This is a genomic window from Micromonospora vulcania (assembly GCF_042658605.1).
In the GTDB taxonomy this organism is placed as follows: Bacteria; Actinomycetota; Actinomycetes; order Mycobacteriales; family Micromonosporaceae; genus Micromonospora; species Micromonospora vulcania.
This window is the reverse complement of the sequence record NZ_JBHSQS010000003.1, coordinates 317,459-343,283: the sequence shown is the minus strand read 5'-3', so window position 1 is coordinate 343,283 and position 25,825 is coordinate 317,459. Positions and strand designations below refer to the sequence as shown.

General features: G+C 70.5%; 14 protein-coding genes. 6 read left to right on the top strand and 8 right to left on the bottom strand.

The genetic code is table 11. The features are described 5' to 3' along the window. Positions 1–10 precede the first annotated feature (10 nt). A complete protein-coding gene (locus tag ACFQGL_RS06345; RefSeq protein WP_377506766.1) occupies positions 11–145 on the bottom strand; it encodes a hypothetical protein in 135 nt (44 codons plus the stop codon). Positions 146–172: 27 nt separating this feature from the next. Between ACFQGL_RS06345 and ACFQGL_RS06340 the strand changes: the two genes are divergently transcribed. Both ACFQGL_RS06340 and ACFQGL_RS06335 read left to right on the top strand, forming a co-directional pair. Beyond that, on the top strand, positions 173–580 hold the full coding sequence (locus tag ACFQGL_RS06340; RefSeq protein WP_377506763.1) for a hypothetical protein: 408 nt from the start codon (positions 173–175) through the stop codon (positions 578–580). Between the two features lie 126 nt (positions 581–706). After that, complete coding sequence (locus tag ACFQGL_RS06335) at positions 707–1,228, top strand: hypothetical protein (protein WP_377506760.1); 522 nt, start codon at positions 707–709, stop codon at positions 1,226–1,228. A gap of 35 nt (positions 1,229–1,263) precedes the next feature. Here the strand turns inward: ACFQGL_RS06335 and ACFQGL_RS06330 are convergent, their stop codons facing one another. The 3 genes from ACFQGL_RS06330 to ACFQGL_RS06320 form a co-directional block, all read right to left on the bottom strand. Next, positions 1,264–1,953, bottom strand: a complete 690-nt coding sequence (locus ACFQGL_RS06330) for a hypothetical protein (RefSeq protein WP_377506757.1) — start codon at positions 1,951–1,953, stop codon at positions 1,264–1,266. 16 nt (positions 1,954–1,969) lie between these two features. Continuing rightward, a complete protein-coding gene (locus tag ACFQGL_RS06325) occupies positions 1,970–13,660 on the bottom strand; it encodes a DUF7927 domain-containing protein (protein WP_377506754.1) in 11,691 nt (3,896 codons plus the stop codon). Between the two features lie 228 nt (positions 13,661–13,888). Beyond that, positions 13,889–14,923 (bottom strand): COG1361 family protein, encoded by a 1,035-nt coding sequence (locus tag ACFQGL_RS06320; RefSeq protein WP_377506751.1) that lies wholly within the window; start codon positions 14,921–14,923, stop codon positions 13,889–13,891. Between the two features lie 307 nt (positions 14,924–15,230). Here ACFQGL_RS06320 and ACFQGL_RS06315 point away from each other — a divergent pair, with 307 nt between their 5' ends. Together ACFQGL_RS06315 and ACFQGL_RS06310 are read left to right on the top strand one after the other, a co-directional pair. Next, positions 15,231–16,649, top strand: a complete 1,419-nt coding sequence (locus tag ACFQGL_RS06315) for a WGR domain-containing protein (protein WP_377506748.1) — start codon at positions 15,231–15,233, stop codon at positions 16,647–16,649. A 47-nt stretch (positions 16,650–16,696) separates the two neighbouring features. Next, entirely contained in the window at positions 16,697–17,029 is a 333-nt protein-coding gene (locus ACFQGL_RS06310) for a putative quinol monooxygenase (RefSeq protein ID WP_377506745.1), read from the top strand. Between the two features lie 5 nt (positions 17,030–17,034). Here ACFQGL_RS06310 and ACFQGL_RS06305 read toward each other — a convergent pair whose 3' ends face one another. Then, positions 17,035–18,213, bottom strand: coding sequence for an ice-binding family protein (locus ACFQGL_RS06305; RefSeq protein ID WP_377506742.1), 1,179 nt, complete (start codon positions 18,211–18,213; stop codon positions 17,035–17,037). 163 nt (positions 18,214–18,376) lie between these two features. Between ACFQGL_RS06305 and ACFQGL_RS06300 the strand changes: the two genes are divergently transcribed. Then, entirely contained in the window at positions 18,377–20,254 is a 1,878-nt protein-coding gene (locus tag ACFQGL_RS06300; protein ID WP_377506739.1) for an ABC transporter ATP-binding protein, read from the top strand. On the opposite strand, the gene ACFQGL_RS06295 is transcribed toward ACFQGL_RS06300, so the two are convergent. After that, entirely contained in the window at positions 20,227–20,808 is a 582-nt protein-coding gene (locus ACFQGL_RS06295) for a hypothetical protein (RefSeq protein ID WP_377506736.1), read from the bottom strand. The two genes, ACFQGL_RS06300 and ACFQGL_RS06295, sit on opposite strands and share 28 nt — an antisense overlap. Further along, positions 20,805–23,537, bottom strand: coding sequence for a tetratricopeptide repeat protein (locus ACFQGL_RS06290; RefSeq protein WP_377506733.1), 2,733 nt, complete (start codon positions 23,535–23,537; stop codon positions 20,805–20,807). The genes ACFQGL_RS06295 and ACFQGL_RS06290 overlap by 4 nt, the downstream gene beginning before the upstream one ends. 84 nt (positions 23,538–23,621) lie before the next feature. On the opposite strand from ACFQGL_RS06290, the gene ACFQGL_RS06285 reads away from it, so the two are divergent. Next, positions 23,622–24,647, top strand: a complete 1,026-nt coding sequence (locus tag ACFQGL_RS06285) for a zinc-dependent alcohol dehydrogenase (RefSeq protein ID WP_377506730.1) — start codon at positions 23,622–23,624, stop codon at positions 24,645–24,647. A 174-nt stretch (positions 24,648–24,821) separates the two neighbouring features. Here ACFQGL_RS06285 and ACFQGL_RS06280 read toward each other — a convergent pair whose 3' ends face one another. Continuing rightward, positions 24,822–25,817 (bottom strand): ribonucleotide-diphosphate reductase subunit beta, encoded by a 996-nt coding sequence (locus tag ACFQGL_RS06280; RefSeq protein WP_377507190.1) that lies wholly within the window; start codon positions 25,815–25,817, stop codon positions 24,822–24,824. Positions 25,818–25,825: the final 8 nt, after the last annotated feature.

The following is a 25,825-nucleotide window of genomic DNA, read 5'->3' as shown; positions in this document are numbered from 1 at the left end:
GGTGACGGCCTCAGTGCGGCGGTGAGGTGACGGTCTCGACGCGACGGTGAGGACACGGCTTCAGCGCGACGGTGAGGCCGCGGCGGATCGCGTCCGGGGGCAGCGGCACCATCAGCGGGGTGCCGCTCGCCTCGGCGACTGTCACTTGATCCCCCGCACTAGCCTCACCGGCATGAACAAGCCGGCCTACCCGCACATCCCGATCGCGTTCCTGTGCGCGTCAGTGGCGATCCTGCTGGTCGGCACCTTCTCCGATTTCGGGCCGCCCCCGCCGGCAGGGGAACTGCTTCGAGGCAGCGTTCTCGGCGTCGAACGGGACGGCAGCGGTCAGGAGGCGACGGCGGTGGTGCGGGTCGAGACCACCGGAGGACCGGTCATCTGCGGCATCGACCGGGCCGCGTTTCCCGATCAGCGACTTCCCGCGCCGCAGAGCGATCTGACGGTGGACTACCTGCCCACGAGTTGCGCCCCGGCCCCGGTGTCGCGGCAGCTGCCCCGCGCGGCGGTCCTCGCGATGGGCGGCATCGGCGCGGCGCTCATGGTGCTCTGGCTCCGCCTGGGCCGCCGATCGCGTCGCTGAACTACGCCCCATTTGTCCACTTCGCAACTACCGAGCGTACGGGATCGTTACGCTAGGTGCGCACAGCGGAAGTGAACCGGGAACGCGAAGACAGGAACGGCAATGCAGAGGTCATTCGGATTGACCGTGTTGATTGGGACGGCCTGCCTGCTGAACATCGGCACGCCCGCGTGGGCGGACAGCACCGGCGAGGTCACCGCCACCGTCATCGTGACCGGAGGCGAGCTCAGCATCGAGGTGCCCGCAGCGGCCGACCTTGGCGACGCGGCGCCCGGCGAGATCCTCAACGGGCAACTCGGCACCGTCACCGTCATCGACGATCGTGCGCAACTCGCGGCGACCTGGGTGGCGACCGTGACCGCCACCGACTTCACCACCGGCGACGGGACACCGGAGGAGACGATCCCGGCCAGCGTGATCGACTACTGGTCGGGGCCGGCGACCCAGAACGCCGGTGCCGGCCAACTCGTACCGGGCCAACTCACCTCGGCCGAGGCGGTGCCGCTCGGGTCGGACCCGACCGCCTTCGCCAGGACCAGTGGCGACGGACTGAACAGCGCGAGCTGGAACCCCACCCTGAGCCTGGAGATCTCGCAGGCCACGGTGGCCGGTGTCTACACCGGAACGGTGACCCACTCCGTCGCCTGACCGGCGGGCACACCTCGCCGCCCGCTGGGCGGCGCTCAATCCAGGCTGACCGCGCCGGCCATCTGATCGGTGCCCTCGGGCGAGCGCTGCGTCGAGTGGGCGTGTGCGGGCATCACCCGGCGCCCCCGGTACCGGCGGAACAGGACGAACGCGACCAGGCCGAGGACGAGCAGCGCCAGCACGGCACCGGCGTACCAGAGCCAGGATGTGCCGCCGGCGTCCTTGGTCGGCGTTGCGGCGGCACCGGCCGGGAGTTGGTCGGAGTGTGTCGCGCAGACGAGCGGCTTCGATCCGTCCTTGGCGGTGGCACAGGCCACCGTGGCGAGTCTCAGCAGTTCCTTCGGAGTTTCGCCGACCTTGGCCACCGTCGTGAACGTGGACTCCTGGCCCACCTTGAGGTCGACCGACCAGTTGACCGCGCCGTTGCGAGCCTTGCCCCCGCGATCGGCGGAGACGAGGGTCAGCCCGGTGGGCATGGTCTGCGAGACCTTGAGGCCCGCCACCTTGGCCGTACCGAGATTGCGGACGGTGAGCCGGTAGGTCAACTCGTCGCCCGCTGCCACCGCGGTCCGGCCGTCGTCCAGGGTGATGCTGAGCAACGGCCCGCTCGGCGAGGCCGCCCCGGACGGTTTCGGTGTCGGAGCAGCCGCCTGCGCCGGAGCAGCTGCCGGCCCGGTCAGCGCCCAGGCAGCCAGGACGGTCGCCAGGACAGGGATCCTTCGCATGATGCTCCTCAGGCTGTTACTCGGTGATCGCCACATATTCCAACGTCGTGGAGTACTCATCGGCTACGACCGCGGGGATGGTCACCTGGTAGTCGTTGCCGATAGCGTCGCCACCGGCCGACGACGGCCCGGACTGGCGGTGCACCACCACCGCCGTCACATCGGACAGCTCCCGGTAGACGGTCGTGCCGCTCTCCCGCACCCGCAGGTTCTCGATCGGAATCGTGTACGGGTTCGCCGGATTCGCGCCCACCAGCTCCGGGGTCAGCCCGCGCACCGTGACGGCGTACCCGGTGGGGCTGTTGGTGGTGACGGTCATGGTGACCGCCTCCTGCTGGGCCACCACCTGCACGGGTCGGCCCGTCAGGGAGAACCCGGCCGGCAACCCGGACAGGGTGATCGACTGCGCGGCGACGGTGACCGTGGCGGTGCAGTCGGCGGCGCCACCGGTGGCCGGGCAGGTGTTGCCGAGGGCGGCGGAGGTCACGGTGTTGACCAGGCTCCCGTCGCCGGATTCCGGCTGGTTGACGGTGACGCTGTAGCTGATCGCCGCGGTCGCGCCGACCGGCAGGTCGCCGGTCCAGGTGAGCACCGGGGCGCTGTACGACAGCACACCCGTCGTGGTCTCGGCGTCACCGGCGTACACGGCGTCGTCGAGGACGTCGACGAGCGAGTCGGTGACCGTGACGCCGCTGTAGGGCGACTGCCCGCTGTTGGTGATCAGCACCGAGTACTGCACCGTTCCGCCCGCGACGACGGTGGCGGTGTTCGCGGCTTTGGTGATGGTCAGTGCCGGGATCCGGACCGCGACCGTGGCGGTGCAGCCCGGTGACCCCGGACAGTCCGCGCCCACCGTGCTGGAGCTGACGGTGTTGACGAGGCTCTGGTCGCCGGTGGCCGGGAAGTTCACCGTGACCGAGTAGGTGATCACCGCGACACCCGCGACCGGGAGGTCACCGGTCCAGGTCAGCACCGGCGCCGCGTAGGAGACCGCACCGGAGTCGGCGGAGGCGTCCGCGTTGTAGACCGCGTCGTCGAGCACGCCGGTGAGCGAGTCCGCGACGGTCGCACCGGTGTACGGCGACTGCCCGGTGTTGGTGACCGTGATCGTGTACGTGACCGTCCCGCCAGCGGTGACGGTGGCGGTGTTCGCCGCCTTGGTGATGCCCAACCCTGGGATGAGGATCGCGACGCGGACGCCGCACCGCGGGTCGATGCTGCCCACGGCGCAGTTCGAGGCCGGTGCGTCGGAACTGACCGTGTTGCCCAGGATGCGGCCGGCCGCCTGGTCGCCGCTGACCGTCACGGTGTAGGTGATCGTCACGGCGGTGCCGACCGGCAGGTCACCGCGCCAGGTCAGCACCGGCGTCGCGTACGAGAGATCACCGGAACTGGCGGTGGCGTCCGCGTTGTAGACGGCGTCACCGAGCACACCGGCGAGCGAGTCGCTGATCGTCGTGTCGACGTACGCGGTCTCGCCGGTGTTCGTGGCGGTGATGGTGTAGGTGACGGTGCCACCCGGCGTGATGGTGGGGTTGTCGGCGGTCTTCTCGATGACGAGGCCGGGCAGCAGCACGGCGACCGTGACGGTGCAGGCGGGGCCGGGTGCCGCCGTCGAGCAGTTGCTGCCGGGCGCGTCGGTGGTGATGGTGCTGGCGATGGTCCGGTTGCCGGTGTCCGGATCGTTGACCGTGACCGTGCCGGTGATGACGATGACACCACCGACCGGGATGTCACCGGTCCAGGTCACCTCCGCGCCGACCACGGTCAGCGTGCCGGAGCTGGCGACCTGGTCCCCGTTGGGCCGGGCGTCGTCAAACACGTTCGCGGCGTCCGTCACCACCTGGATGCCGACGTACGGGGTCGGCCCGGTGTTGGTGAAGGTCGCGGTGAACCGGATGACACTGCCCGGCGTCGTGGTGGCCACGTCGGCGACGTTGGTGATGCTCAGCGCCGGGATCAGCACGGCGACGGTGACCGTGCAGGCCGGATCGGTCCCCCCGGCCGGGCAGTTGCTGCCCGGGGTGGTGGACGTGACGGTGTTGGTCATGCTCCGGTCTCCGTCGGAGGGGTTGTGCACTCCGATCGAGTAGGTGATCACGGCGCTGGCACCGATGGCGAGGTCACCGGTCCAGGTCAGGGTCGGCGCGGTGTAGGACACGCCGCCGACGGTGGCGACCGCATCGTTGTTGTAGGTGGCGTCGTCGAGCAGGGCGGCGAGGCTGTCGCTCAGGGTGGCCCCGGTGTAGTCGGTCTGGCCGCTGTTGGTGACGGTGATGGTGTAGCCGACCGCGCCACCGGGTGTGGTCGTGCCGGCGTCGGCGTTCTTGCTGATGCTCAGGGCCGGCAGCAGCACCTGCACGGTCACGGTGCAGTCCGGATCGGAGCCGCCCGGCGGGCAGTTGCTGCCGGCGGAGGCGGAGCTGACCGTGTTGACCAGGACCCGCCCGCCGGTCTGCGGGTCGTCGGCGGTGACCGTGTAGGTGACCGTGACCGACCCGTCGATCGCCAGGTCACCGGTCCAGGTGAGGATCGGCGTGCTGTACGTGACGATGCCCGAGCTGGCACTCGCGTCGCCGTTGTAGGTGGCGTCGTCGAGCAGACCGGCCAGGCTGTCGGTGACGGTGGCCCCGGTGTACGCGGTCTCGCCGACGTTGGTGACGGTGATCGTGTAGCCGACCGGGCCGCCGGGGACGGTGGTGGCCCGGTCCGCGGTCTTGAGCACGGTCAGCGCCGGGACGAGGATCGTGACCCTCGCCGTGCACACCGGATCGGTGCCGCCCGTCGGGCAGTTGTTGCCGGGGGCGGTGGAGCTCACCACCGAGGTCATGATCCGGTTGCCCAGGTCCGGGTCGAGCACCGTGAACGAGCGGGTGATGGTGAGCTCCGCGCCGACCGGCAGGTCACCGGTCCATCGGATCGATGACGTGTTCGGCACCAGCTCCAGGGTGCCGGTCGAGGCCGCGGCGTCACCGTTGTACGTGGCGTCGTCGACCGAGCCGGCGAAGTTGGTCGTGATCTCGATGGCCGTCAGCGGTGTCGTCCCGGTGTTGGTCGCCGTGGTGGTGTAGCGGACCGTGCCGCCCGGCACCGAGGTGGGTGCGTTCGCCGTGTTGACGATGCTGAGCACCGAGACGGTCACGGTGGCCGTACAGGCCGGGAGGGTGTTGCCGACGGGGCAACTGCTGCCGGCGGCCGCAGAACTGACCTGGCTGGTCAGGAGGCGATTGCCGTTGTCGGGACTGGCGACCGTCACGGAGTAGGTGATCGTCGCCGTCGACCCGGGCGCGAGGGTGCCGGACCAGAGCAGGTTCGGGCTGGTGAAGGTGACCGTACCGGTGCTCGCGATGGCGTCACCGTTGTAGGTCGCGTCGTCCAGCAGCCCGGCCAGCGCGTTGCTCACCGTGACGCCGCTCTGTGCGGTCTGCCCGTTGTTGACGATGGAGATGGTGTAGCCGGCGGTGCCGCCGGGCACGGCGCTGGCCTGGTCTGCGGTGATGGTGATGCCCAGACCCGGCGTGAGCACGGCCACCAGCACCGAGCAGTCCGGATTCGAGCTGGCCGGCGGGCAGGTGCTGCCGGCCACCGTCGAGGCAGCGGTGTTCACCATCAGCTTGTCGCCCGTGTCGGGGCTGTTCACCGTCATGGTGTACGAGACGACCGCGCTCGCCCCGGCCGCGAGGTCCCCGGTCCAGGTCAGCGTCGGTGCCGTGTACGACACGTCGCCGACGGTGGCGGTGGCGTTGTTGCCGAACGTCGCGTCGTCCAGCGCACCGGTCATGTCGTCGGTGACCACCGCGTCCAGGTAGGGAGCGGTGCCGGTGTTGCTGATGGTGATGGTGTAGCTGACCGTGCTGCCGGGCGTGCTGACGGGCGTGTTGGCGAGCTTGACGATGCTCAGTGCGGGCACCAGTACGTCCACCCGGACGGTGCAGCGTGCATCGGTGCCGCCGACCGGGCAGTTGTTCCCCTGGATCGCGGAGCTGGCCGTACTCGTGATGATCTTGTCGCCTGGGTCCGGATTCCGGACCAGGAAGGTGCTGGCGATGGTCACCACACCACCGACCGGCAGATCACCCACCCAGCTGAGACCGCCGGGTCCCACGACGAGGATGCCCGAGGATGCCACGTCGCCGACCGGGATGGCGTCGTCGAGCAGGTCGGCGCCGCCCAGGTTGACGACGGCCCCGAAGTAGGCGGTGCCGCCGTCGTTGGTGATGGTGGTGGTGAGGACGACCGTGCCGCCGGGCAGCACGGTGGCCATGTCGGCCGTGTTCGTGATGGTCACCTGCGCGACGGTGACCTGCGCGGTGCAGCGGGGGTCGACGCTGCCGGCGGCACAGTTGTTGTTCTCGGCACTGGAAACCACCGTGTTGACCATCCGGTTGTCGCCGCTGAGCGGCTGCACCGTCACGGTGTAGGTGATGGTCACCGACCCGGCCGCCGGCACGTCGCCGGTCCAGGAGAGCACCGGCGGTGCGTAGCTGATGGTGCCGACCCCGCCCGCCGAGGCGTCGTTGTTGTAGACGGCGTTGCCGAGCACGTCGGCCAGCGAGTCGTCGAAGGTCGCGCCCAGGTACGGGGTGAGCCCGGAGTTCGACACCACCACCGTGTACGTGACCACCGACCCGACGGTGGCCGAGGCCGCGCTGGCGGTCTTGGTGAATGCCAGTTGGGTTTCGTCGACGACCGCGACGGCGACGGTGCACCTGGGGTCGGTGCCGCCCACCGGGCAGTTGGCCCCGGCCGCGGCGGAGCTGGCGACGTTGGTGAGCACATCGTCGCCGACCACCGGATTGTCGACGGTCACGGTGTAGGTGACCGTCACCGTGGCGCCGACGGCCAGGTCGCCGGTCCAGGTGAGGACCGGCGCGGCATAGGAGAGGGTGCCGGCCGTGGCGCTCGCGTCCGCGTTGTAGGCGGCGTCGTCAAGTACGTCGGTCAGGTCGTCATCGACGCTGGTCGCGGTGTAGTCGACCTGCCCGGAGTTGGTGATGGTCAGCGTGTAGGGCACCGCGGTGCCCGGCAGCGCCGCAACCGCGGTCGTCGACTTGTTGATGGTCAACGCCGGGGTCAGGACCAGCACGGTCGAGGTGCACCCGGGCGCCTGAGTCGTCGTGGTACAGGAACTGCCGACGGCGGTGGACTGCAGGGTGTTGACCATGATCTTGTTGCCCGGATCAGGCGAGAGCACCACCACCGAGTAGGTGATCGTGACGACCGCACCGACCGCGAGGTCGCCACTCCAGGTCAGGGTGGTGCCGGCGAAGCCCAGGGTTCCGGCGCTGGTCACCGCGTCCCCGTTGTACGTCGCGTCGCTCAGCACCGACGCCAGCGAGTTGGCCACGCTGATCGCGGTGTACGGCGCGGTCCCCGAGTTGGTGAGCGTCACCGTGTAGCCGACGGTCTGGCCCGGCACGGCGGTCGCCGTGTCCGCGACGACGTTCAGCGCGAGGCCCGGTATCAGTACGGTGACGCTGAGCGAGCAACGCGGATCGGTGCTACCCGCCGGGCAGTTGCTGCCCGGGGCGGTCGACACCATCGTGGCGGTGAGCAACGGGTCGCCCGGGTAGGGGTTTAGCACCGTGACGCTGCCGCTCAGCGTGATGGTCGCGCCGACCGGAATGTCACCGGTCCAGACCGAGCCGGTCGGGCTGATCGTCAACGTGCCGGAGGACGCGGTCTGGTCGCCGTTGCCGACGACATCGGTGCCGAAGCTGCTCGAGTCGAGGCTGACACTGATGCCCTGGTAGGGGACCTGGCCGGTGTTGGTGTAGGTGCTGTTGATCCGGACCACCCCGCCCGGGGTGGTGGTGGCGACGTCGGTGGCGGTGATGAGCAGCAGCCGGGCCACCGGCACGCTGACCGTGCAGCGGGCGTCGCTGCCGCCGACCGTCGGGCAGTTGCTGCCCGCAGCCGCCGAGCTGAGCCGGTTGGTGAGGATCAGGTCGCCGCCGACCGGGTCGGCAACCGTCACCGAGTAGGTGAACGTCACCGACGCCCCGATGGCCAGGGCACCGGTCCAGGTCAGGTTGGGACTCACGAAGCCGACGGTGCCGGCGGAGGCCGTCGCGTCGTTGTTGTACGCCGCGTCGTCGAGCACACCGGCCAACGCGTCGGTGACGGTCAGCGTCGGGTACGCGGTCTCCCCGGTGTTGCTGATGGTGACGGTATAACCGACCGTCGCGCCCGGCGTGGTGGTCGGCACGCTGCCCACCTTGGCGATGACCACCGCCGGCACGAGCACCCGCACGGTGGCGGTGCACCGCGCGTCGCTGCTGCCCGTGGCGCAGTTGCTGCCCGGGGTGCTGGAGACCACCGTGTTGACCATCGACTTGTCGCCCGGGTCGGGGTCGAGGATCGTCATCGAGTAGGTGATGGTCGCGGCGGCGCCGATCCCCAGTGCGCCCACCCAGCTCAGGTTGGGCGAGGCGTAACTGACCGTCCCGGACGTGGCGGTCGCGTCACCGTTGTAGGTGGCGTCGTTGAGCGGGTTGGCCAGCGAGTCGGTGAACGCCGCCGCCGCGTACGCCGTCTGGCCGGTGTTCGTCACGGTGATGGTGTAGGTCACCACGCCGCCGGGGACGGCGGTGGCGCTGTCCGCCGTCTTGACGATGGTCAGCCCGGGCAGCAGCACCGCAACGGTGGCGGTGCAGGCCGCGGCGGGCGTGGCGGGAGGGCAGTTGCTGCCGGCCGCCGTCGAGCTGAGCGTCGAGGTCAGCACCCGGTTTCCGGCGTCGGGGTTCTGCACTGTCACCGAGAACCGGACGGTGACGGTCGCCCCCACCGCGAGCGCGCCGGTCCAGGTCAACACCGACCCAGAGACGCCCACGATCCCGCTGTCGGCCGTGGCATCGGCGTTGTACACGGCATCGTCGAGGATGCCGGCCAGCGGGTTGGTGACACTGGTCGTCGCCGGGTACGCCGACTCGCCGGTGTTGGCGATGGTGATCGTGTAGTCGATCGTGTCGCCGGGCGTGGCGGTGGCCGCGCTGGGGGTGTTGGTCAACGTCAGTCCGGGCAGCAGCACGGCGACCGTCGTCGAGCAGCGCGGGTCGGCGCTGCCGGTGGCGCAGTTGGCACCGGGTGTCGGCGAGACTAGTTGGTTGACCATCGACCGGTTGCCGGTGGCGGGATTGCTGACCGTCACCGAATAGGTCACCGTGGCGGACGCGCCGACGGCGAGGTCACCGGTCCAGGAGATGGTCGGAGTGCTGTAGCTGACCACCCCGGAGGTCACGGCGGCGTTGCCGTTGTAGACGGCGTCGTCGAGCACCCCGACCAGCGAGTCGGTGAAGCTCGCCCCCAGGTAGGCGGACTGACCCGTGTTGGTCACCACGATCTGGTACGCCACCACCGATCCGGGCGTCGTGCTCGGCACACTCGCCGTCTTGAGCAGCGTCAGCCCGGGGATCAGGATGGTCACCGACGCGGTGCACCGCGGGTCGATGCTGCCGGGGGCACAGTTGGTGCCGACCGCCGAGGACGACACCACGCTGGTCAGCACCGGTTCGCCGGTGGTCGCGGGGCTGACCGTCACGCTGAACGTCACGGTCACCGTCGCACCGACCGCGAGGTCGCCGCTCCAGGTCAGATTCGGGCTGGTGTACGACAGCGCCCCGGCGGTGGTGGTCGCGTCATTGTTGTACGTGGCCCGACCGAGCACCCCGGCAAGCGAGGTGGCGACACTGATACCCGTGTAGGCGGTCTGCCCACTGTTGGTGATGGTCACCGTGTAGCCGACCGTCGAGTTGGGTGTCGTGTTCGAACTGCTCGCCGTGTTGGTCAGGACCAGGCCCGGCACCAGCACGGTGACCGTCACGGTGCAGCGGGCGTCGTTCGCGGCGGCCGGGCAGTTGCTGCCCAGGCTGCCGGAGCTGACCGTGTTGGTCATGACCTTGTCACCGGGGTCCGGAGCACGCACGGTCATCGTGTAGGTGATGGTGGCGCTGGCGCCGACCGCCAGAATGCCGGTCCAGGTCAGATTCGGGGAGCTGAACGAGGCGGCACCGGTCGTCGCCGCCGCGTCGGCGTTGTACACCGCGTCGTCGAGTGCCGCGCCCATCGCATCGGTGAAGGTGGCCGCCGGGTAGGCGGCCTGGCCGGTGTTGGTGACCGTGATGGTGTAGCTGACCACGTCGCCCGGCGTCGCGGTGGTCCTGTTCGCCGTCTTGACAATCGTGAGCGCGGAGATCGGGACGCTGGCCGTACACCGGGCGTCGACGCTGCCGGTGGCGCAGTTGCCAGACGGCGGCGACTTGACCGTGTTGGTCAGCACCAGGTCACCGGTTGGCGGGGTGGCCACGGTGACCGAGTAGGTGATGGTCGCGGCTGCCCCGGCGGCCAGGTTGCCGGTCCAGCTCAGGGTCGGACTGACGAACGAGACGGTGCCCGAGGTGGCGGTCGCGTCGGCGTTGTAGGTCGCGTCGTCCAGCACCCCACCGAGCGGGTCGGTGATGGTCAGGCCACTGAGGGCGGCCGTGCCGGTGTTGGTCACGCTGATCGTGTAGTTCACCGTTGCGCCGGCGGCCGCGGTGGACACGTTCGCGGTTTTCATCACGACCAGCGGCCCGGTGGTGATCACCAGGGTGACCGGCTGGGTCGCCTGCTGACCATAGGAGTCGACCACCCGCACCGTGAAGGTGGAACTGCCCACGGTGGTCGGGGTGCCGGAGAGCAGACCGGTACTCGCGTTCAGCGTGAGACCTGGCGGCAGCGTTCCCGTGCTCACCGACCAGACGAACGGCGCGGTACCGCCGTTGACCGTGAGCTGGGTGCTGTAGGGAATGCCGACCTGGCCGGGCGGCGGCGGCGGGAACGTCAGCGTCGGTGACGCGGTGATCCCGAGGGAGACCGTCCTGATTGCGGCCTGGCCGAACGAGTCCACCACCCGCACGGTGAAGGAGAAGCTCCCGCCGGTGGTGGGGGTTCCCGAGAGCAGACCGGTGCTCGCGTTCAGGGTCACCCCCGGCGGCAGGCTACCCGCGCTCACCGACCAGGCGAACGGCCCGGTGCCCCCGTTCACCGTGAGCTGGGTGCTGTAGGCGATGCCGACCTGCCCCTGCGGCGGCGGCGGGAAGGTCAGCGTGGGCAGCGGCGCGATGACGATGCTCAGCGCCTGGGTGGCGGACTGGCTGCTGGCGTCCAACACGCGGACGGTGAAATCGAAGGTCCCGGCGGTGGTGGGGGTGCCGGAGAGCAGACCGGTGCTCGCGTTCAGGGTCACCCCGGGCGGCAGGCTGCCCGCGCTGATCGACCAGGCGAACGGCGCCGTGCCACCGGTCACCGTGAGCTGTCTGCTGTAGGGGACGCTGACCTCGCCGGCGGGCGGCGGCGGGTTCGCAAGGCTGGGCGAGGCGTTCGGCGTGACCGGCGCGGACTGCGCCGAGGGCGGTCCGGCGCCGCCCGCGTTGACCGCCGTCACGGTGAAGGTGTACGCGGTGCCCGGGGTCAACCCGGTCGCCGTCTGGGTGGTCGCCGTGCTGGCGAAGGTCTGCGGCGTCTGCGCCACCCCACCGATGTATGGAGTGATCACGTAGGAGGTGATCGGGCTGCCGTTGGCGCTGGGCGCGGTCCAGGTCAGCCTCGCCGACGAGTCACCAGCGCTGGCCGCTGTGATGGTCGGGGCACCCGGGACCGCGTACGGCACCACCGCGTTGGACGCCGGACTCGTCGCGCTGGTGCCGATCGAGTTGACCGCCGCGACGGTGAAGGTGTAGCTCGCGCTGACGGTCAGCCCGGAGATCACCCGGCTGGTGGTGGACGCGTCGTAGGTGATCGGGGTCTGCGCCACCCCGTTCCGGATCGGAGTGACGATGTAGCTGGTGATGGGGCTGCCGTTGCTCGCCGGCGCTGTCCAGTTCACGGTGGCGCTGGCCAGGCCGGCAGTCGCGGTGGGCGCGGCCGGGGTGGCCGGCACGTCGGTGTAGACGTAGCTGGCCGCGGCGGCGACGCCCCGGGTCACCACGGTGACGTTCACCGTGGCAGCGCTGCTGCGGGCGGGCATGGACGAGATGCTCAGCGTCCCGTCGCCGTTCACCGTGAAGCAGCCGGCCGCCGGGCCGGACGGGCAGGGCAGCAGGACGACCGGCGTGCCGGCCTGCTGCTGCGCCGTGGTGCCGATCTCGATGGCGGTCGCCCCGGCGATGTTCGTCCCACCGACCGTCACCGCGACGCCGCCGGCGATCGTGCTCGTCGCCGGCGAGACGGTGATCCCGCTCGGCGTCGCTGGTGGCGTGCCCACGACGGTGGTGGTGGAGATGCCGGGATTGGCGTCGATGGACGACGCGGTCACCGTCGACTGGGTCTGAATGATCGAGGGTGTGACACCCGACCCGGTGACGATGGCGACGACCGAGATCGGCGGCAGTGAGGTCCCGTTGGCGAACGGTGCGTTGCTGTTGGTGCAGGTGACGGTCTGCCCGGACGGGGCCGCGCAGACCCAGCCGCTGCCGAAGGCGCCGACCGGCACCACACCGGTCGGCGTGGTCGCGGTCACCGATATCGGGGCGGCCTCGTTGGAGCCGACGCTGACCGACGGTACGACCGTGTAGTTGACCGGGTCACCAGGCTGCGGGTTCGGGCCGGTGTAACTGGTCTGCGTCACGTTGAGGTCGGGCACCGGGTTGAAGGTCACCACGTTGGCGTTGTCGACCTCGTGGTTGTCCACCACCGACCCGGTGGACGCCACCCAGCCAAAGGCGAGTTGGCGGGGGACCCCGTTGCTGTTCAGCCAGGTCGGCGAGGGGTAGAGGCCGGCGGCGACGGCGGGCAGCGGACCCTCCAGGACCCGCGAGACGCTGGCGCCGACCGGCCTGAAGACCACCATGTACCGGCCGGACGCCACCACCAGGCCGGAGGCGGTGGTGAACGACGAGGTGGTCGGGTTGATCACGACCTCGACCGGAACGACCGAGGCGGCGCGGGTGTTCGCCCGTAGCGGGACCACCGGCGAGGACCCGTTGGTGGCGGTGCTGTTCAGTCCGCAGTAGCCGACCGTGCCCCGGCCCGGGCCCCGGACGAGCACCTGGCCCGGGATTCTGGAGGCGGTGACGAAGGCCGGATCGGTACAGCCGCTTCCCTCATAGGTGGTGGTGCTGTAGTTGCCGAACACGTCGAAGCCGATGCCCAGGTAGCCATTGGCGAGGCCGGGGAGGCTCCTGGTGCCGGTGTAGCCCAGCGCTCCGCCGGACTGGCCGATGCTGGCCGGCGCGGCCGGGTTGGCGGGGTCGACCGCGGCGAGCACCAGGGTCATGCCGTCCGCGCCGCCGGTGTTGCCGTACTGGTAGAGGTTGAACGTCATGTCCAGCCCGGACGCGGTGGGCACGCTGGTCGCCCCGAAGAGCCCACCGGTCCGGTTGATGGTGGCGTCGGTGAGTCGCAGCTTGCCGCTGCCGGGTGCGTCGGTCTGCGTCGCGCAGCTGTGCAGGGCGCCGGTGCTGGCGTTGCCGGAGGCGCTCAGGCAGGCGAAGTTCGGGGTGGTGGAGGTCGGGGGCAGGGCGGGCAGGAAGACGGGCCCGAGACCGTCCGGGGTGTTGTTGTGGAAGGGCTGGTTGAACAGGACGGTGCCCACCGCCTCGGCGGCGACCGGGTTGAGCACCGCGATGAGGGTGGCCAGCAGTGTGCTGACGAGACCGAAGGCGGTCCGGCGCCGGAGTCTCTCCCGACCGAACATCCGACCGCGCCGGGTACTGGTGCGAGCCTTCACCGGAGCAGGTCCGAGCCGTGCACGGACGTGGACGTCGTGGTGGCGCGCACGCCGACCAACCCGGCCGCACCACTTCGACGCCGTCGTACCGTAAAGCCATTCACCATCGCCATGACCATGCCTCAACCCCCATAAGCCGCAGTCAGGCTATGGCAGTCATTCGGCGTCAATCAGGCGTTTTCGGAACAAATGGGTCAATGACGGCGTTGCTCGTGCATCACCGCACGGTCATGAATCATGAGAGCCACTCGATGGTTCGGCGTGGACTGACCGCGCGGACCAATCAGGACCGACGTGGGGCTGACGAATCTGGCTTCCTGGAAACCATGCCGCGAGGGCATGGCGCTCCTCGTCGGCCGATATCGGATCCGCCTCCGCCGCACCGGCAGATCCACGCCGTCCGCGCCGGAGCATCCAACCGAGCAGGACCAGGAGCAGAAGACCCCCCGCTGCCGTACCCATCAGATGCAACGGCAGGATGACGACGGTTGCCCGCGCGCTCCCCGACGAGCCGTCCGGATTCGACACCGCGACGGCCACCTGACAGACGCACGCCAGCGGCGGGTCCTCCCATCGGGCACTGACCCGGCGACTGGCGTCGCGCAGCAGCGTGAACTCGTCGAACGTCACGTCCTGCCCCGCGACCTGGGCCCGCAGCCGATCGGCCGCGACGAAGTCGCGGTGCAGGGTACCGGCGTTGCGGACGGTGGCGGTCAGTGCCATCGGACCGCCCAATGTGAAGCCGGGGACGCCGAGCTCGGTCACCTGCACCGAGTCCACCGCCTCGCCCGGCACCGTGACGTAGACCGGCGCCCCCACACTGCGGCGCACACTCATGCCGGGGGTGTCGGCCGGCGGTTCCGTCGAGAAGAGCACCGCGACCTGGTGCTCGCCGGGCTCGGCGGTCGGCGGCAGGGCGATCCGAAGGTCCACCATCTCGGCCGAATTGGCCGCGAGCCGAAGCCGCTCCGGCCGCACCGCGACCCAGTCGATGGCCGTGTGCGGCACGTCCGACCGGAAGACGAAATCTCCCTCGGCATCCACCACGAAGCTCGCGGTACGCACCGACACGTCGATTGCCGACGGCCCCTTGTTCGTCACGGTGAACTGCCGAGGCTGCCCGATCTCGCCGGGCGGCACGACCATTCGGTTCGGGCTGACGGTCAGCGAGAAGTCCGACTGATCCGGCGCGGCGAGGTCAACCGGCACGGTCGGCGGCAACGCCAGCAGTACAGGCAGCAGCGCGCCCGCGATGTGAAACATGATCTGTACCTATCCGGGGTGGGTCGAACTGGTGAAGGTGAGGGCGCGGGCTTGAATATTAGGACAATAAGCCCAGAAGCACCAATAACATCCGGCGCGGTCCGCCGCTCGCACTCTCCGCGAGTGTCGCCGCCGCACCGGTCGGCCGGTCGCGGCGTCCGCGCCTCGCCGCTTTCCTGACGGTGCCCCCGGGCGGCTCGGTCGAGAACGCCACGTCGAGGATCTTGTCGGGGGCGGTGGTTAGCGTGTGGTCACTGCCGCCGCGCCGGCCCCCGCCGGGCCGGTCGCCGACCCCTCGGAGGCCCCCATGTCCCAGGAGACGACCTACCTCGAACTGTCCGAAGTGGACGGTGCGCACAAGTTCTACGAGGTCGTCGTCGAGGACACCACACTGACCGTGCGTTACGGCCGGATCGGCGACCAGGGGCAGGTCAAGGCAAGCGCCTATCCGGACAACGCCCGGGCCCGGGCCGCCGCGGCGAAGAAGATCGGGGAGAAGATCCGCAAGGGGTACGCCCCGGCGGTCCCCGGCGTCCGACAGAAGCGCAGCGTCTCCCGACGACAGATCGTCAGCACCCGCTCCACCGCCCGCACCGCCCCCGTGCTCTGGCGCTACAACTCCGGCGCACCCGCCTTCGGCATCTTCGTCGACGAGCAGCACTGCATGGTGGGCAACGAGCACGGCGTGATCACCACCCTCGGCCACGACGCCCAGGTGCGCAGCCAGGTCCGCCTCCCCGACGGGGTGAAGTGCCTGGTCGCCGACGACTCCTGGATCTACGCCGGCTGCGACGACGGCAACGTCTACGACCTCTCCGGCAAGGTGCCCCGGGTCGCGTACGCGATCGCCCCAGAGATCGACATCTACTGGCTGGACATTCACGACGGCGTTCTGGGCGTCTCGGACGCCGACGGCGGGATCGCCGCCATCGACCACGAGGACGAGTTCCTCTGGCGCCGGCCGGGGCGGGGCCGCGCCGCCTGGATGGTCCGTTGCGACACCGACGCCCTCTACCACGGCCACTCCCAGGGGGTCACCGGCTACGACTGGCGTACCGGCCGGGAGCTGTGGCACACCACGACCGGCTCGGTGCTCTTCGGCTGGCAGGAACGCGGCAGCGTGTTCGCCGGGACCGGCACCCGGCAGGTGGTACGCCTGGCCAAGGACGGTCGGGTCGAGCGCAGCTACCGGTGCGACGCCCCGGTCTTCTCCTGCGCCACGGCCGAGGGCGGTGAGTACGTCTTCGCCGGCGACAGCCAGTCCTCGATCTACTGCTTCGACGCGGCGGGCACCCGGCTGTGGAAGCTCGGCACCGGCTGCGGCTCGGCGTACTCGATGCAGTACCGCGACGACCGGCTCTACGTCGTCACCACCAGCGGCCATCTGGCCTGCATCGACGCCAGCGAGCCGGCGATCCGGGCGGCCCAGGTCGGGGACGTGCCGGAGGTGCTCGACGTCAAGGCCCCCCGCCAGGCGCCGCGGCCCATCGAGCCGACCGTGGTCGAGGTGACCAGCGACGCCGGCGCGGGCGTGGTGGTGCAGTGCCTGGACGATCGGGGTCGGCTGCGGGTCCAGGTGGTCTCCGACGGCTACCGGCGCGACTGGTCGGTGCAGTTCCCCAAGGGCATCCGCGAGCCGGGCGCACGTTATCTGGTGACCGAGGTCCGCGAGTCCGGCCGAGGTGGGTTCTACCGGGCGTACGGCGACATCCGCCGGCTGCGCTGAGCGGCGCGGGGCGATGTCGGCTCTCCGGTCTGGGTAGCCTGAGGGCCATGATCTTCATTACCGCCAAGTTCCGCGTTCTGCCCGAGCATGCCGAGCAGTGGCCCCGGATCGCCGCCGAATTCACCGAGGCGACCCGGGCCGAGCCGGGCTGCCTGTGGTTCGGCTGGTCCCGCAGCCTGGACGACCCGACCGAGTACGTGCTGGTCGAGGCGTTTCGTGACGACGAGGCCGGCGGGGCTCACGTGCAGTCCGCGCACTTCCGCAAGGCGCAGCAGGATCTGCCGCCGCACCTGGCCGAGACGCCGCGCATCGTCAACGCCACCGTGCCGCAGCAGGACTGGTCGCTGCTCGGCGAGATGGCCGTCCCCGACGGCCGCTGAGCACGTCAGGCGACGGAGAAGGTCAGCGTCCCGGTGTACTGACCGACCACGGACGTGAAGGGCACATGGACGGACACGACGGGGTCCCAGGTCGCGGAATTGACACCGTCACCGCCGGTGAGGGTGAAGGCGGTCCGGGACAGATTGAGGGTCTGAGCGTCCCCTGCCGTGGGTTGGCCAGAGGTGAAGGTGCCGGACCCGCTCGTCGAGGTCGCCGGCCCCGACCAGTACGAGACGTTGACGCTGGCGATGGTCCGGACCGGGCTGCCGGTGGTGACGAAGTCTGACGCGACCACCGTCGCGATCCAGGCCGCGTCCGCGACCCGGCGCTGGTCGGTCACCGTCACCGTCCCCAGGTTGTCCGAGACGGTACCGCCGGGAGTGGTCGTACCGAGGTCGACCGTTTCCGGTGCGGTGATCGACAGTTCTCCCGGCACACAGGTCGACAGGGTGATCACGTCGGTGTCCAGGGTGACCGCGCCGTTGACCGCCAACGCCCGGCCGTCGATCGTCAGCCCCGCACCCACGGTGATCGAGGTGAAGGCGAGGATGTCGCCCCGCAGGGTGGAGTTGGCACCCAGCGTGGCGGAGCTACCGACCTGCCAGAAGACATTGCAGGCCTGGGCACCGTTGATCAGGTTCACCTGACTGTCAGCACTCGTGATGAGCGTGGACACGGCCTTGAAGATGAAGACGGCGTTCGGGTCACCCTGGCCGTCGAGGGTCAGTGTGCCGTCGATACCGAAGGTCCCGCTGACGGAGCTGTACACGCCGGTGGTCCTGGTGGTTCCGCCGAGGCCACCCGAGATGATGTCCGTGGTCGTCCGCGCCACCGCGTTGTTGTAGCCGACCGCCAGATCCGACTTGGCCTGTACGGCCGGGCCGTCGTTCGAGTGGATCGCGCCGTCGATCTGGCCGGGCGGGAACCCGGTTACGGCGGTACCCGGGCTCACTCCGAGATCACCAGTGATCATGGAGAGACCGGTGTTCGTGACCGTCGTGCCGGCGAGGACCGCGTAGTCCGCAGCCGAGCCCAGCGGCACCTGCACCGTCTCCGCCCGCGCGACCGTGGGCGCGGCCACCTCGACCACCACCGTGGCTGCCGAGACCAGGACCAACGCCGTGGCCAGGCGACGGATCGCGGTGACCCTGGGGCGGACGGCCACCGGGCTGATAACGGCCACAGATGCTCCTTGACTCGGCCGAAATGGAGGTAATGGGACAATACCTCCTTAATCACCCACAAGGGCGGAACTCCGGGACGGCCGGCGCACAGGACGCGCTCCGCACGAAGTCGCTTGACCTCGATCTCGGTTGAGGTTCTAACCTCCATTCCGGAGGTACGGCATGAGCATGGAAATGACCGCGTGGACGTCCCTGCACCACGCGATGAACGCGAAGGACCGACGGCCACTGTCCCGGGCCACCGTCAGGCGCATCGCCCGGTTCGCACAGCCACACCGGGCTCTGATCACCAGGTTCCTCCTGTTGAGCGTGGTGACGGCGGCCCTGACGGTGGCGGCGCCCGTGCTCGCGGCCCGCGTGATCGACGCCATCGCCTACGGAGCCGATCCGAGCGTCGTGATTCGTCTGGCCGTGCTGATCGCCGTGATCGCTCTGGCCGAAGCCGCCCTGGGTCTGGTGACGCGTTACCTGTCCGCGAGCATCGGTGAGGGGCTCATCGTCCAGCTCCGGACCGCCGTCTTCGACCACGTGCAGCGGATGCCGGTGGCGTTCTTCACCCGGACCCGCACCGGGGCACTGGTGAGCCGGCTGAACAACGACGTGATCGGCGCGCAGCGGGCGTTCAGCACCACCCTGTCGAGCGTGGTCGGCAACACCGTCACGCTGGCCCTGACGCTGGCGGTGATGCTCAGCTTCTCGTGGCAGATCACGGTGCTGACACTGGTGCTGTTGCCCATCTTCGTCCTGCCGGCCCGACGGATGGGCGCGAAGCTCGCCCAGTTGCAGCGCGAGGCCGCCGAGCACAACGCGGCGATGAGCACCCGGATGACCGAACGCTTCTCGGCTCCCGGCGCGACGCTGGTCAAGTTGTACGGGCGCCCGGCCGAGGAGTCGGCCGAGTTCGCCGCGCGGGCGCGGCGGGTACGCGACATCGGGATCCGCGCCGCCATGCTCCAGTGGATCTTCATCACCGCGCTCACCGTCGTCGGCTCACTGGCCCTGGCCCTCGTCTACGGGGTGGGCGGTGTCTACGCCCTTCGGGGCAGCCTCGACGCCGGCACGGTGGTCGCGCTGGCGCTGCTGCTGTCCCGCCTCTACGCGCCGTTGACGTCGCTGGCCAGCGCCCGCGTCGAGGTGATGAGCGCGCTGGTGAGCTTCGAGCGGGTGTTCGAGATCCTCGACCTCAAGCCCCTGATCCTCGACCGGTCCGACGCCCGGTCCCTACCGGACGGGCCGGTGGCCGTGGAGTTCGACTCGGTACGGTTCGGCTACCCGTCGGCCGACAAGGTGTCGCTCGCCTCGCTGGAGGACGTGGCGAAGCTCGACACGCGTGACGCCGAGGAGGTGCTGCACGGCGTGTCGTTCCGCGCCGAAGCCGGGCAGATGGTTGCCCTGGTCGGCTCGTCCGGAGCGGGCAAGTCGACGATCGCCCAGCTCGTCCCACGGCTGTACGACGTCGAGCAGGGCACGGTGAAGCTCGCCGACGTCGACGTACGCGACCTGTCGGCCGACTCGATCCGTACGGCACTCGGCGTGGTCACCCAGGACGGGCACCTCTTTCACGAGAGCATCCGGGCCAACCTGGCGTTCGCTCGGCCGGACGCGACCGAGGACGAGATGTGGGAGGTCCTGCGCCGGGCCCGGCTCGACAGCCTGATCCGCTCCCTTCCGGACGGGCTCGACACCGTCGTCGGCGAACGTGGGTACCGCCTGTCCGGCGGAGAACGTCAACGACTCACCATCGCCCGGCTGCTCCTGGCCCGCCCTCAGGTCGTCATCCTCGACGAGGCGACCGCCCACCTCGACTCCACGTCGGAGGCCGCGGTGCAGGACGCCCTCGCCGAGGCCCTGGCCGGCCGGACGAGTGTGGTCATCGCCCACCGACTGTCCACGATCCGGGCCGCCGACCAGATCCTCGTCGTCGAGGGCGGGCGCATCGTCGAACGGGGGCGGCACACCGAACTGCTCGCCGCCGGCGGCCGATACCAGGAGCTGTATCGCACCCAGTTCAGTCAGGAGGAACCCGTCGCGGTCGGGTAGCCGGCCATCGGCCGGTAGGTCACCTGGTGGACGATGCCGCCGTACGGCAGTGCCGTGGCGACCGCGAGGTGCAGGGCGTCGCAGCGTACGGTGCTGCCCGGCGCGACGACCGCCGGTTCGTCGCCCGGCTCGCGGGCGAGCGTGACGTGCAGCGGTGGCCGGGTCGGCGCGGGCATCCAGACGGGACGGGCCAGGCTCGTGGCACGACGGGCGATCTCGGCGAGCCGCCGGGCGTCACCCGGCGTGGCGGGCTGGACCTCGACCCGGCTGCCCCGGGCGTCGGTGACCGTCCTGCCGGTGCGGAAGTCCAGTGGCAGCAACGCCGCGAGCGCGGGCTCCGGCAGCGCGTCATGCCAGGCACGGGCGACGCGGGTGAGGGCGGGCGCGAGCGGGCTGTCCCGTCCCGAGAAGAACTCGACGAGGGTGACGTGCGCCGCGACCGCGCCGGCGCCCTCGCGTACCCAGCGGGCCAGCGGCAGCGCCGCGCACGACGCCTCGCTGAGCCCCGCCACGAGTGAGAGGTCCGCCAGTGCGGTGGTGGGCTGCGCGGTCATCGCGGGTCGGGGGACGGCAGGTCGCGCAACCCGTCCCGGACCCGCTCGGTCAGCGGGTGGCCGGTCTGCTCCAGGTTGGCCAGTGCGCGGACCCACAGGGGCCGGGCCAGGTCGGGCCGCTGCCGGGCCAGGGCGATCTGCCCTCCTCCCCAGCAGGCCTGGGCCAGCCCGACGAGGTCTCCCAGCCGCTCGCAGAGCGCCGACGAGGCGACATAGTGCCGCTCGGCGTCGTCCGGCCGGTCTTCGGCGGCGGCCACGTCGCCGAGGCCACGCAGCGCGTGCGCCTCACCGAGCCGGTCGCCGATGTCCTGGCAGATGCTCAGCGCGCGGGCGTGGTGCTGGCCGGCCACGGCGCGCTGGCCGAGCAGCAGGACGAGGTCGCCCATGTCACGCAGGGCACGCGATTCGGCGTACCGGTCGGCGAGCTCCTGGTAGGTGACGAAGGCCTCGCGGTATCGCTCGGCGGCGAGGACGAGGTCGCCCTGCCCGGCGGCGACATCGCCCAGGCCGCGCAGGATGTGGTTGGCGCCCAGCCGCTCGCCGATGTCGACGAAGATCTCCGCCCCCACCGTGTAGTGCTGCGCGGCCGTGGAGTAATCCCCCACGGCGACGAACGCGTCGCCCAGCCCGCGCAGCGCGTGGGCCTCGGCACGCCGCTCGTGCACCTCGCGGCAGATCTCCACCGAGCGTTCGAACTGCTGCCGTGACTCGACGAAGCTGCCACGCAGCCTCAGCACATCACCCAGGCTCTGTAGCGCGAGGGCCTCGCCGAGGTGATCGCCGACCTCCCGGCTGACCTTCACCGCCCCTGAGGAGTGCTTCATCGCGACCGGGAAGTCGCCGGTGGCGCGAGCGACGTCGCCGAGGATCCGCTGGGCGCGGGCGGCGCCGCCCCGGTCGCCGAGTGCCTGGAACGTCTCCATGCTGCGCTGCGCGAGGCGGTTGGCCGACACGTGGTGGTCCAGCAGATAGAGCCGTCGAGCGGCGGCGGTGCCGAGCATCGCGGCGTTCGAGTCGTCGGCGACGGCGGTCAGCGCGATCAGATTGTCCTGCTCGGCGGCGAGCCAGCCCCGGGCGTCGGCCGGGCCGTCGAGCTGGAGCCGACCCGACCCGTCGTCGGTGCCCGCCGGTACGGCCGCGTACCAGTGCCGTACGACCGTGTCCAGGGCGTCGAGATACCACCGGGTGAGGCGGGCCACCGCCGTCCTGCGGAACTCGGGCGACAGGGCCTCCCGTGCCTGGTCCCGGGCGTAGTCGCGGAGCAGGTCATGCTGCTCGTAGTAGCGCCGGCCGCCGAACTTGGTCAGCGGCTTGACCAGGTTGCGGTCGCCGAGATCGCGCAGTACGCGGGCGGCCTCGGACAGGGGGCGGTCCAGCAGTGCGGCGAGCTGCCCGGGACCGATGCTGGGGCCGGGGTGGACGCCGACCAACTGGAACGCGTGGATCGTCGGCGCGTCGAGCCGGTCGACGGAGACCTCGAAGCTGCCCCGCATGCCGGCGTACTCCGCGCTGCTCTCGCCGAGGCGGCGGTTGGTGTCGGTCAGGTCGGCCAGCACGTCGACGAGGTCGAGGGTCGGGTCGGCGTTCATCCGGCCGGCGACGACCGTGATCGCGAGCGGCAGATGGCCCAGCAGCTCCGTCACGGTCGCTACCTGCGTCGCGTCCGCGCAACGCTCGGCACCGGCCAGTCGGCGCAGGAGGGTCGCGGACTCCGGCGGCGTCAGCACGTCCAGCCAGAGTGGCCGGGCGCCGGGCGGACCGGCGGACCGGCTACGGCTTGTGATGATCACCAGGCTGCCGGGCGACATCGGCAGCAGCGGCGCGACCTGCGCGGCGTTGAGCGCGTTGTCCAGCACGACCAGGGCCGCGCGTCCGGCCATGTGGGTACGCCAGCGGGCCTGCCTGCGCTCCAGGTCCGGTGGGATGCTGTGGCTCGGCACACCGGCCTGGCCGAGCAGTTGCTCCAGCGCCACCAGCGGGGTGACCGGCGGCAGGCCGGGGGTGAACCCGTAGAGGTCGATGAAGAACTGGCCGTCCGGGAACCGCGCCGTGAAGCGGTGCGCCACGTGCAGCGCGAGCGCGGTCTTGCCCACACCGGCCATGCCGGTCACTGAGCTGATCGACACGACGGTCCCGGACGGGTCGTGCGCCTCCAGTCGCCCGGACAACTCCTCGACGGCCCGTTCCCGGCCGGTGAAGTCCGGCGTCTCCCCGGGCAGATGACTCCCCGAATAATTCGCGACCTGCATACGATCCACCTTGTACTCGATCCGACCCAGAATCTCGACGGCCTCACCCCGCCACAACCAGTCCGACAATGGTGCGAGGGCTCCGCCACCCCGCGCGTTCGCATGAATTCTCACAATGATGTTGCGGGCCAGGCATTCCGCGACGAGCTCGGGGGTCGTCGGGTCGCCGCGCTCGGCAAGCTGGGTCATCGCGCTCGAGTCGACCCAGCGCAGCAGTGTCGTCTCAAGTTCCAAGCGGTCGCCGACCTGGGCCGATCCGATGCCGTCCCGGCGGCTCAGCAGCGCCCGCCGCAGCTCGTCGGCGACGTCGGGGCCGAGCTGGTGGCCGCGTTGCGCCACCTCGTCGATCGTGGCGTCGACGGCCTCCGCAACGACCTTGCGCATCGTGGCATTGACGCGGTCGCCACGCAGGCGGCGGAACATTTCGGTGCCGGCCGAGGAGATCAACCAGCCGAGAAGTGCATCGTCGAGTGCGAACACGGCGGAGTCCCATCAGGGGTCGAAAGCTACCTGGATGATAGCCAGCCCACGCCACCGGAGATAGGCGCGTGTCAGACTGTCGCGATGCGCGCGTTCGTCATTTCCGGGCCGGGACGAGGGCGTGTGGAGGACGTCGACCCACCGGTTCCCGCCGACGGTGAGGTGGTCGTCGACGTGGCCCGGGTCGGGCTGTGCGGCACCGACACCGAGCTGCTCGCCGGCACCATGCCCTACCTGGCCAGCGGGGAGCAGATCACACCGTTCGTCCCGGGTCACGAGTGGGTCGGGGTGGTGTCCCGGCTCGGTGCCGGTGTGGACCGAGGGTGGCTCGGCCGGCGGGTCACCGCGGACACGGTGATCGGGTGCGGCCGCTGCCGGCGGTGCTCGGCCGGTCGCCAGCAGATGTGCGAAGACAGGTACGAGATCGGCATCCGCGGCAACTGGCCGGGTGCGCTGGCCGAGCAACTGCGGGTCCCGGCGGCCTGCCTGCGGCCGGTCCCCGACGGCGTCGACGACACCACCGCCGCGCTGGTCGAGCCGGCCGGGTGTGCGCATCGGGCGGTCGTGGCCGCGCAACTGCGGCCGGGGCAGCGCGTGTGCGTCTTCGGCCCCGGCACCCTCGGGCTGCTGGCCGTGCAGTTCATCGCGGCACGAGGCGTAGGCGTCGACGTGGTCGGCGTCCAGGGGCACACGCTGGAACTGGCCCGCACGCTCGGTGCGGCCAACGCCTGGCGGGCCGGAACCGAACCGACGGACCACTACGACGTGGTGATCGACACCAGCCCCTCCCCGAGCGTGGGCCAACTCGCCCTGCGCCGGGCCGAGCCGGGCGGCAGGGTCGTGCTGGTCGGGATCGCCGATACGCCGAGCGTCGCGGACCTACGGGAGATCACGCTCAACGACCTCACGGTCGTCGGCATCAACTCCGCGGCGGCGCACTTCGACCTGGCGCTCGCCGAGCTGGCCACCGGCCGGATCCGGACCGCACCCCTGGTCCGTGCCGTCGTCGGGCTGGACGATGCTGGTGCGGCCCTGACCGGCCGAGTGCCTGGTGCAGGCGGCCCGGGGCCGAAGACCATGGTGGATCCGCGAGTTCCGCCCTCGCGGTGATCGACGGCCCGGCGCTGTCGACCCGGGGCGCGACACCGCGGCGACCCCGGCGTACCGCGCCGGAGTACTGCAGGTCGTTGGAGTGGACGAGCCGCGACGGGTGAGCGTGATCCGCTCTGCGCGACCGACGCCCCGACCCTGCTGGCACCAGTAGCCGGGGCGTCGTCCCGCGTCCTAGAAGTCGTCGTCGAAGGCGACCGTGCCGGTGACCCCGACCTGGTACGCCGACACCCGCCGCTCGAAGAAGTTGGACAACTCCTGCACGTCCTGCAACTCCATGAAGGCGAACGGATTGGTCGAGCCGTAGTGCGGGGCGATGCCCAGCTGGGCGAGCCGGCGGTCGGCCACGTGCTGGAGATACTCGCGCATGTCGGCGAGTGTCAGCCCGGGCACGCCGTGGCCGAGCAGGTCCTCGGCGAACTGCACCTCGCACTCGACGGCCTCGGTGAGCATCTGCCGGACCTCGTCGGCCAGCTCGTCGTCGAACAGGTCGGGCTCCTCGCGGCGGACGGTGTCCACGACGTCGAACGCGAAGGCCATGTGCATGGACTCGTCGCGGAACACCCAGTTGGTGCCGGAGGCCAGGCCGTGCAGCAGGCCACGGGAGCGCAGGAAGTAGACGTACGCGAACGCGCCGTAGAAGAACAGGCCCTCGATGCAGGCGGCGAAGCAGATCAGGTTGAGCAGGAACCGGCGCCGGTCCTCGCGGGAGCGCAGCTCCCGCAGCTCGTTCAGGGAGTCGATCCAACGGAAGCAGAACTCGGCCTTGCGGCGGATCGAGGGGATGTTCTCGATGGCGGCGAAGGCGGCGAACCGCTCGGTCTCGTCCGGCACGTACGTGTCGAGCAGGTTGAGATAGAACTGGACGTGCACCGCCTCCTCGAACAACTGCCGGGACAGGTAGAGGCGACCCTCGGGGCTGTTGACGTGCTGGTAGAGGTTGAGCACCAGGTTGTTGGCGACGATCGTGTCACCGGTGGCGAAGAACGCCACCAGCCGGCTGACCAGGTGCCGCTCGGCCGGCGAGAGCCGGTCCAGGTCGGCGAGGTCGGCGTGCAGGTCGACCTCCTCGACGGTCCAGGTGTTGCGGATGGCGTCCCGGAACCGGTCGAAGAAGTGCGGGTAACGCATCGGCCGGAGGGTGAGGTCCATTCCGGGGTCGAGCAGCATGTGCGTGG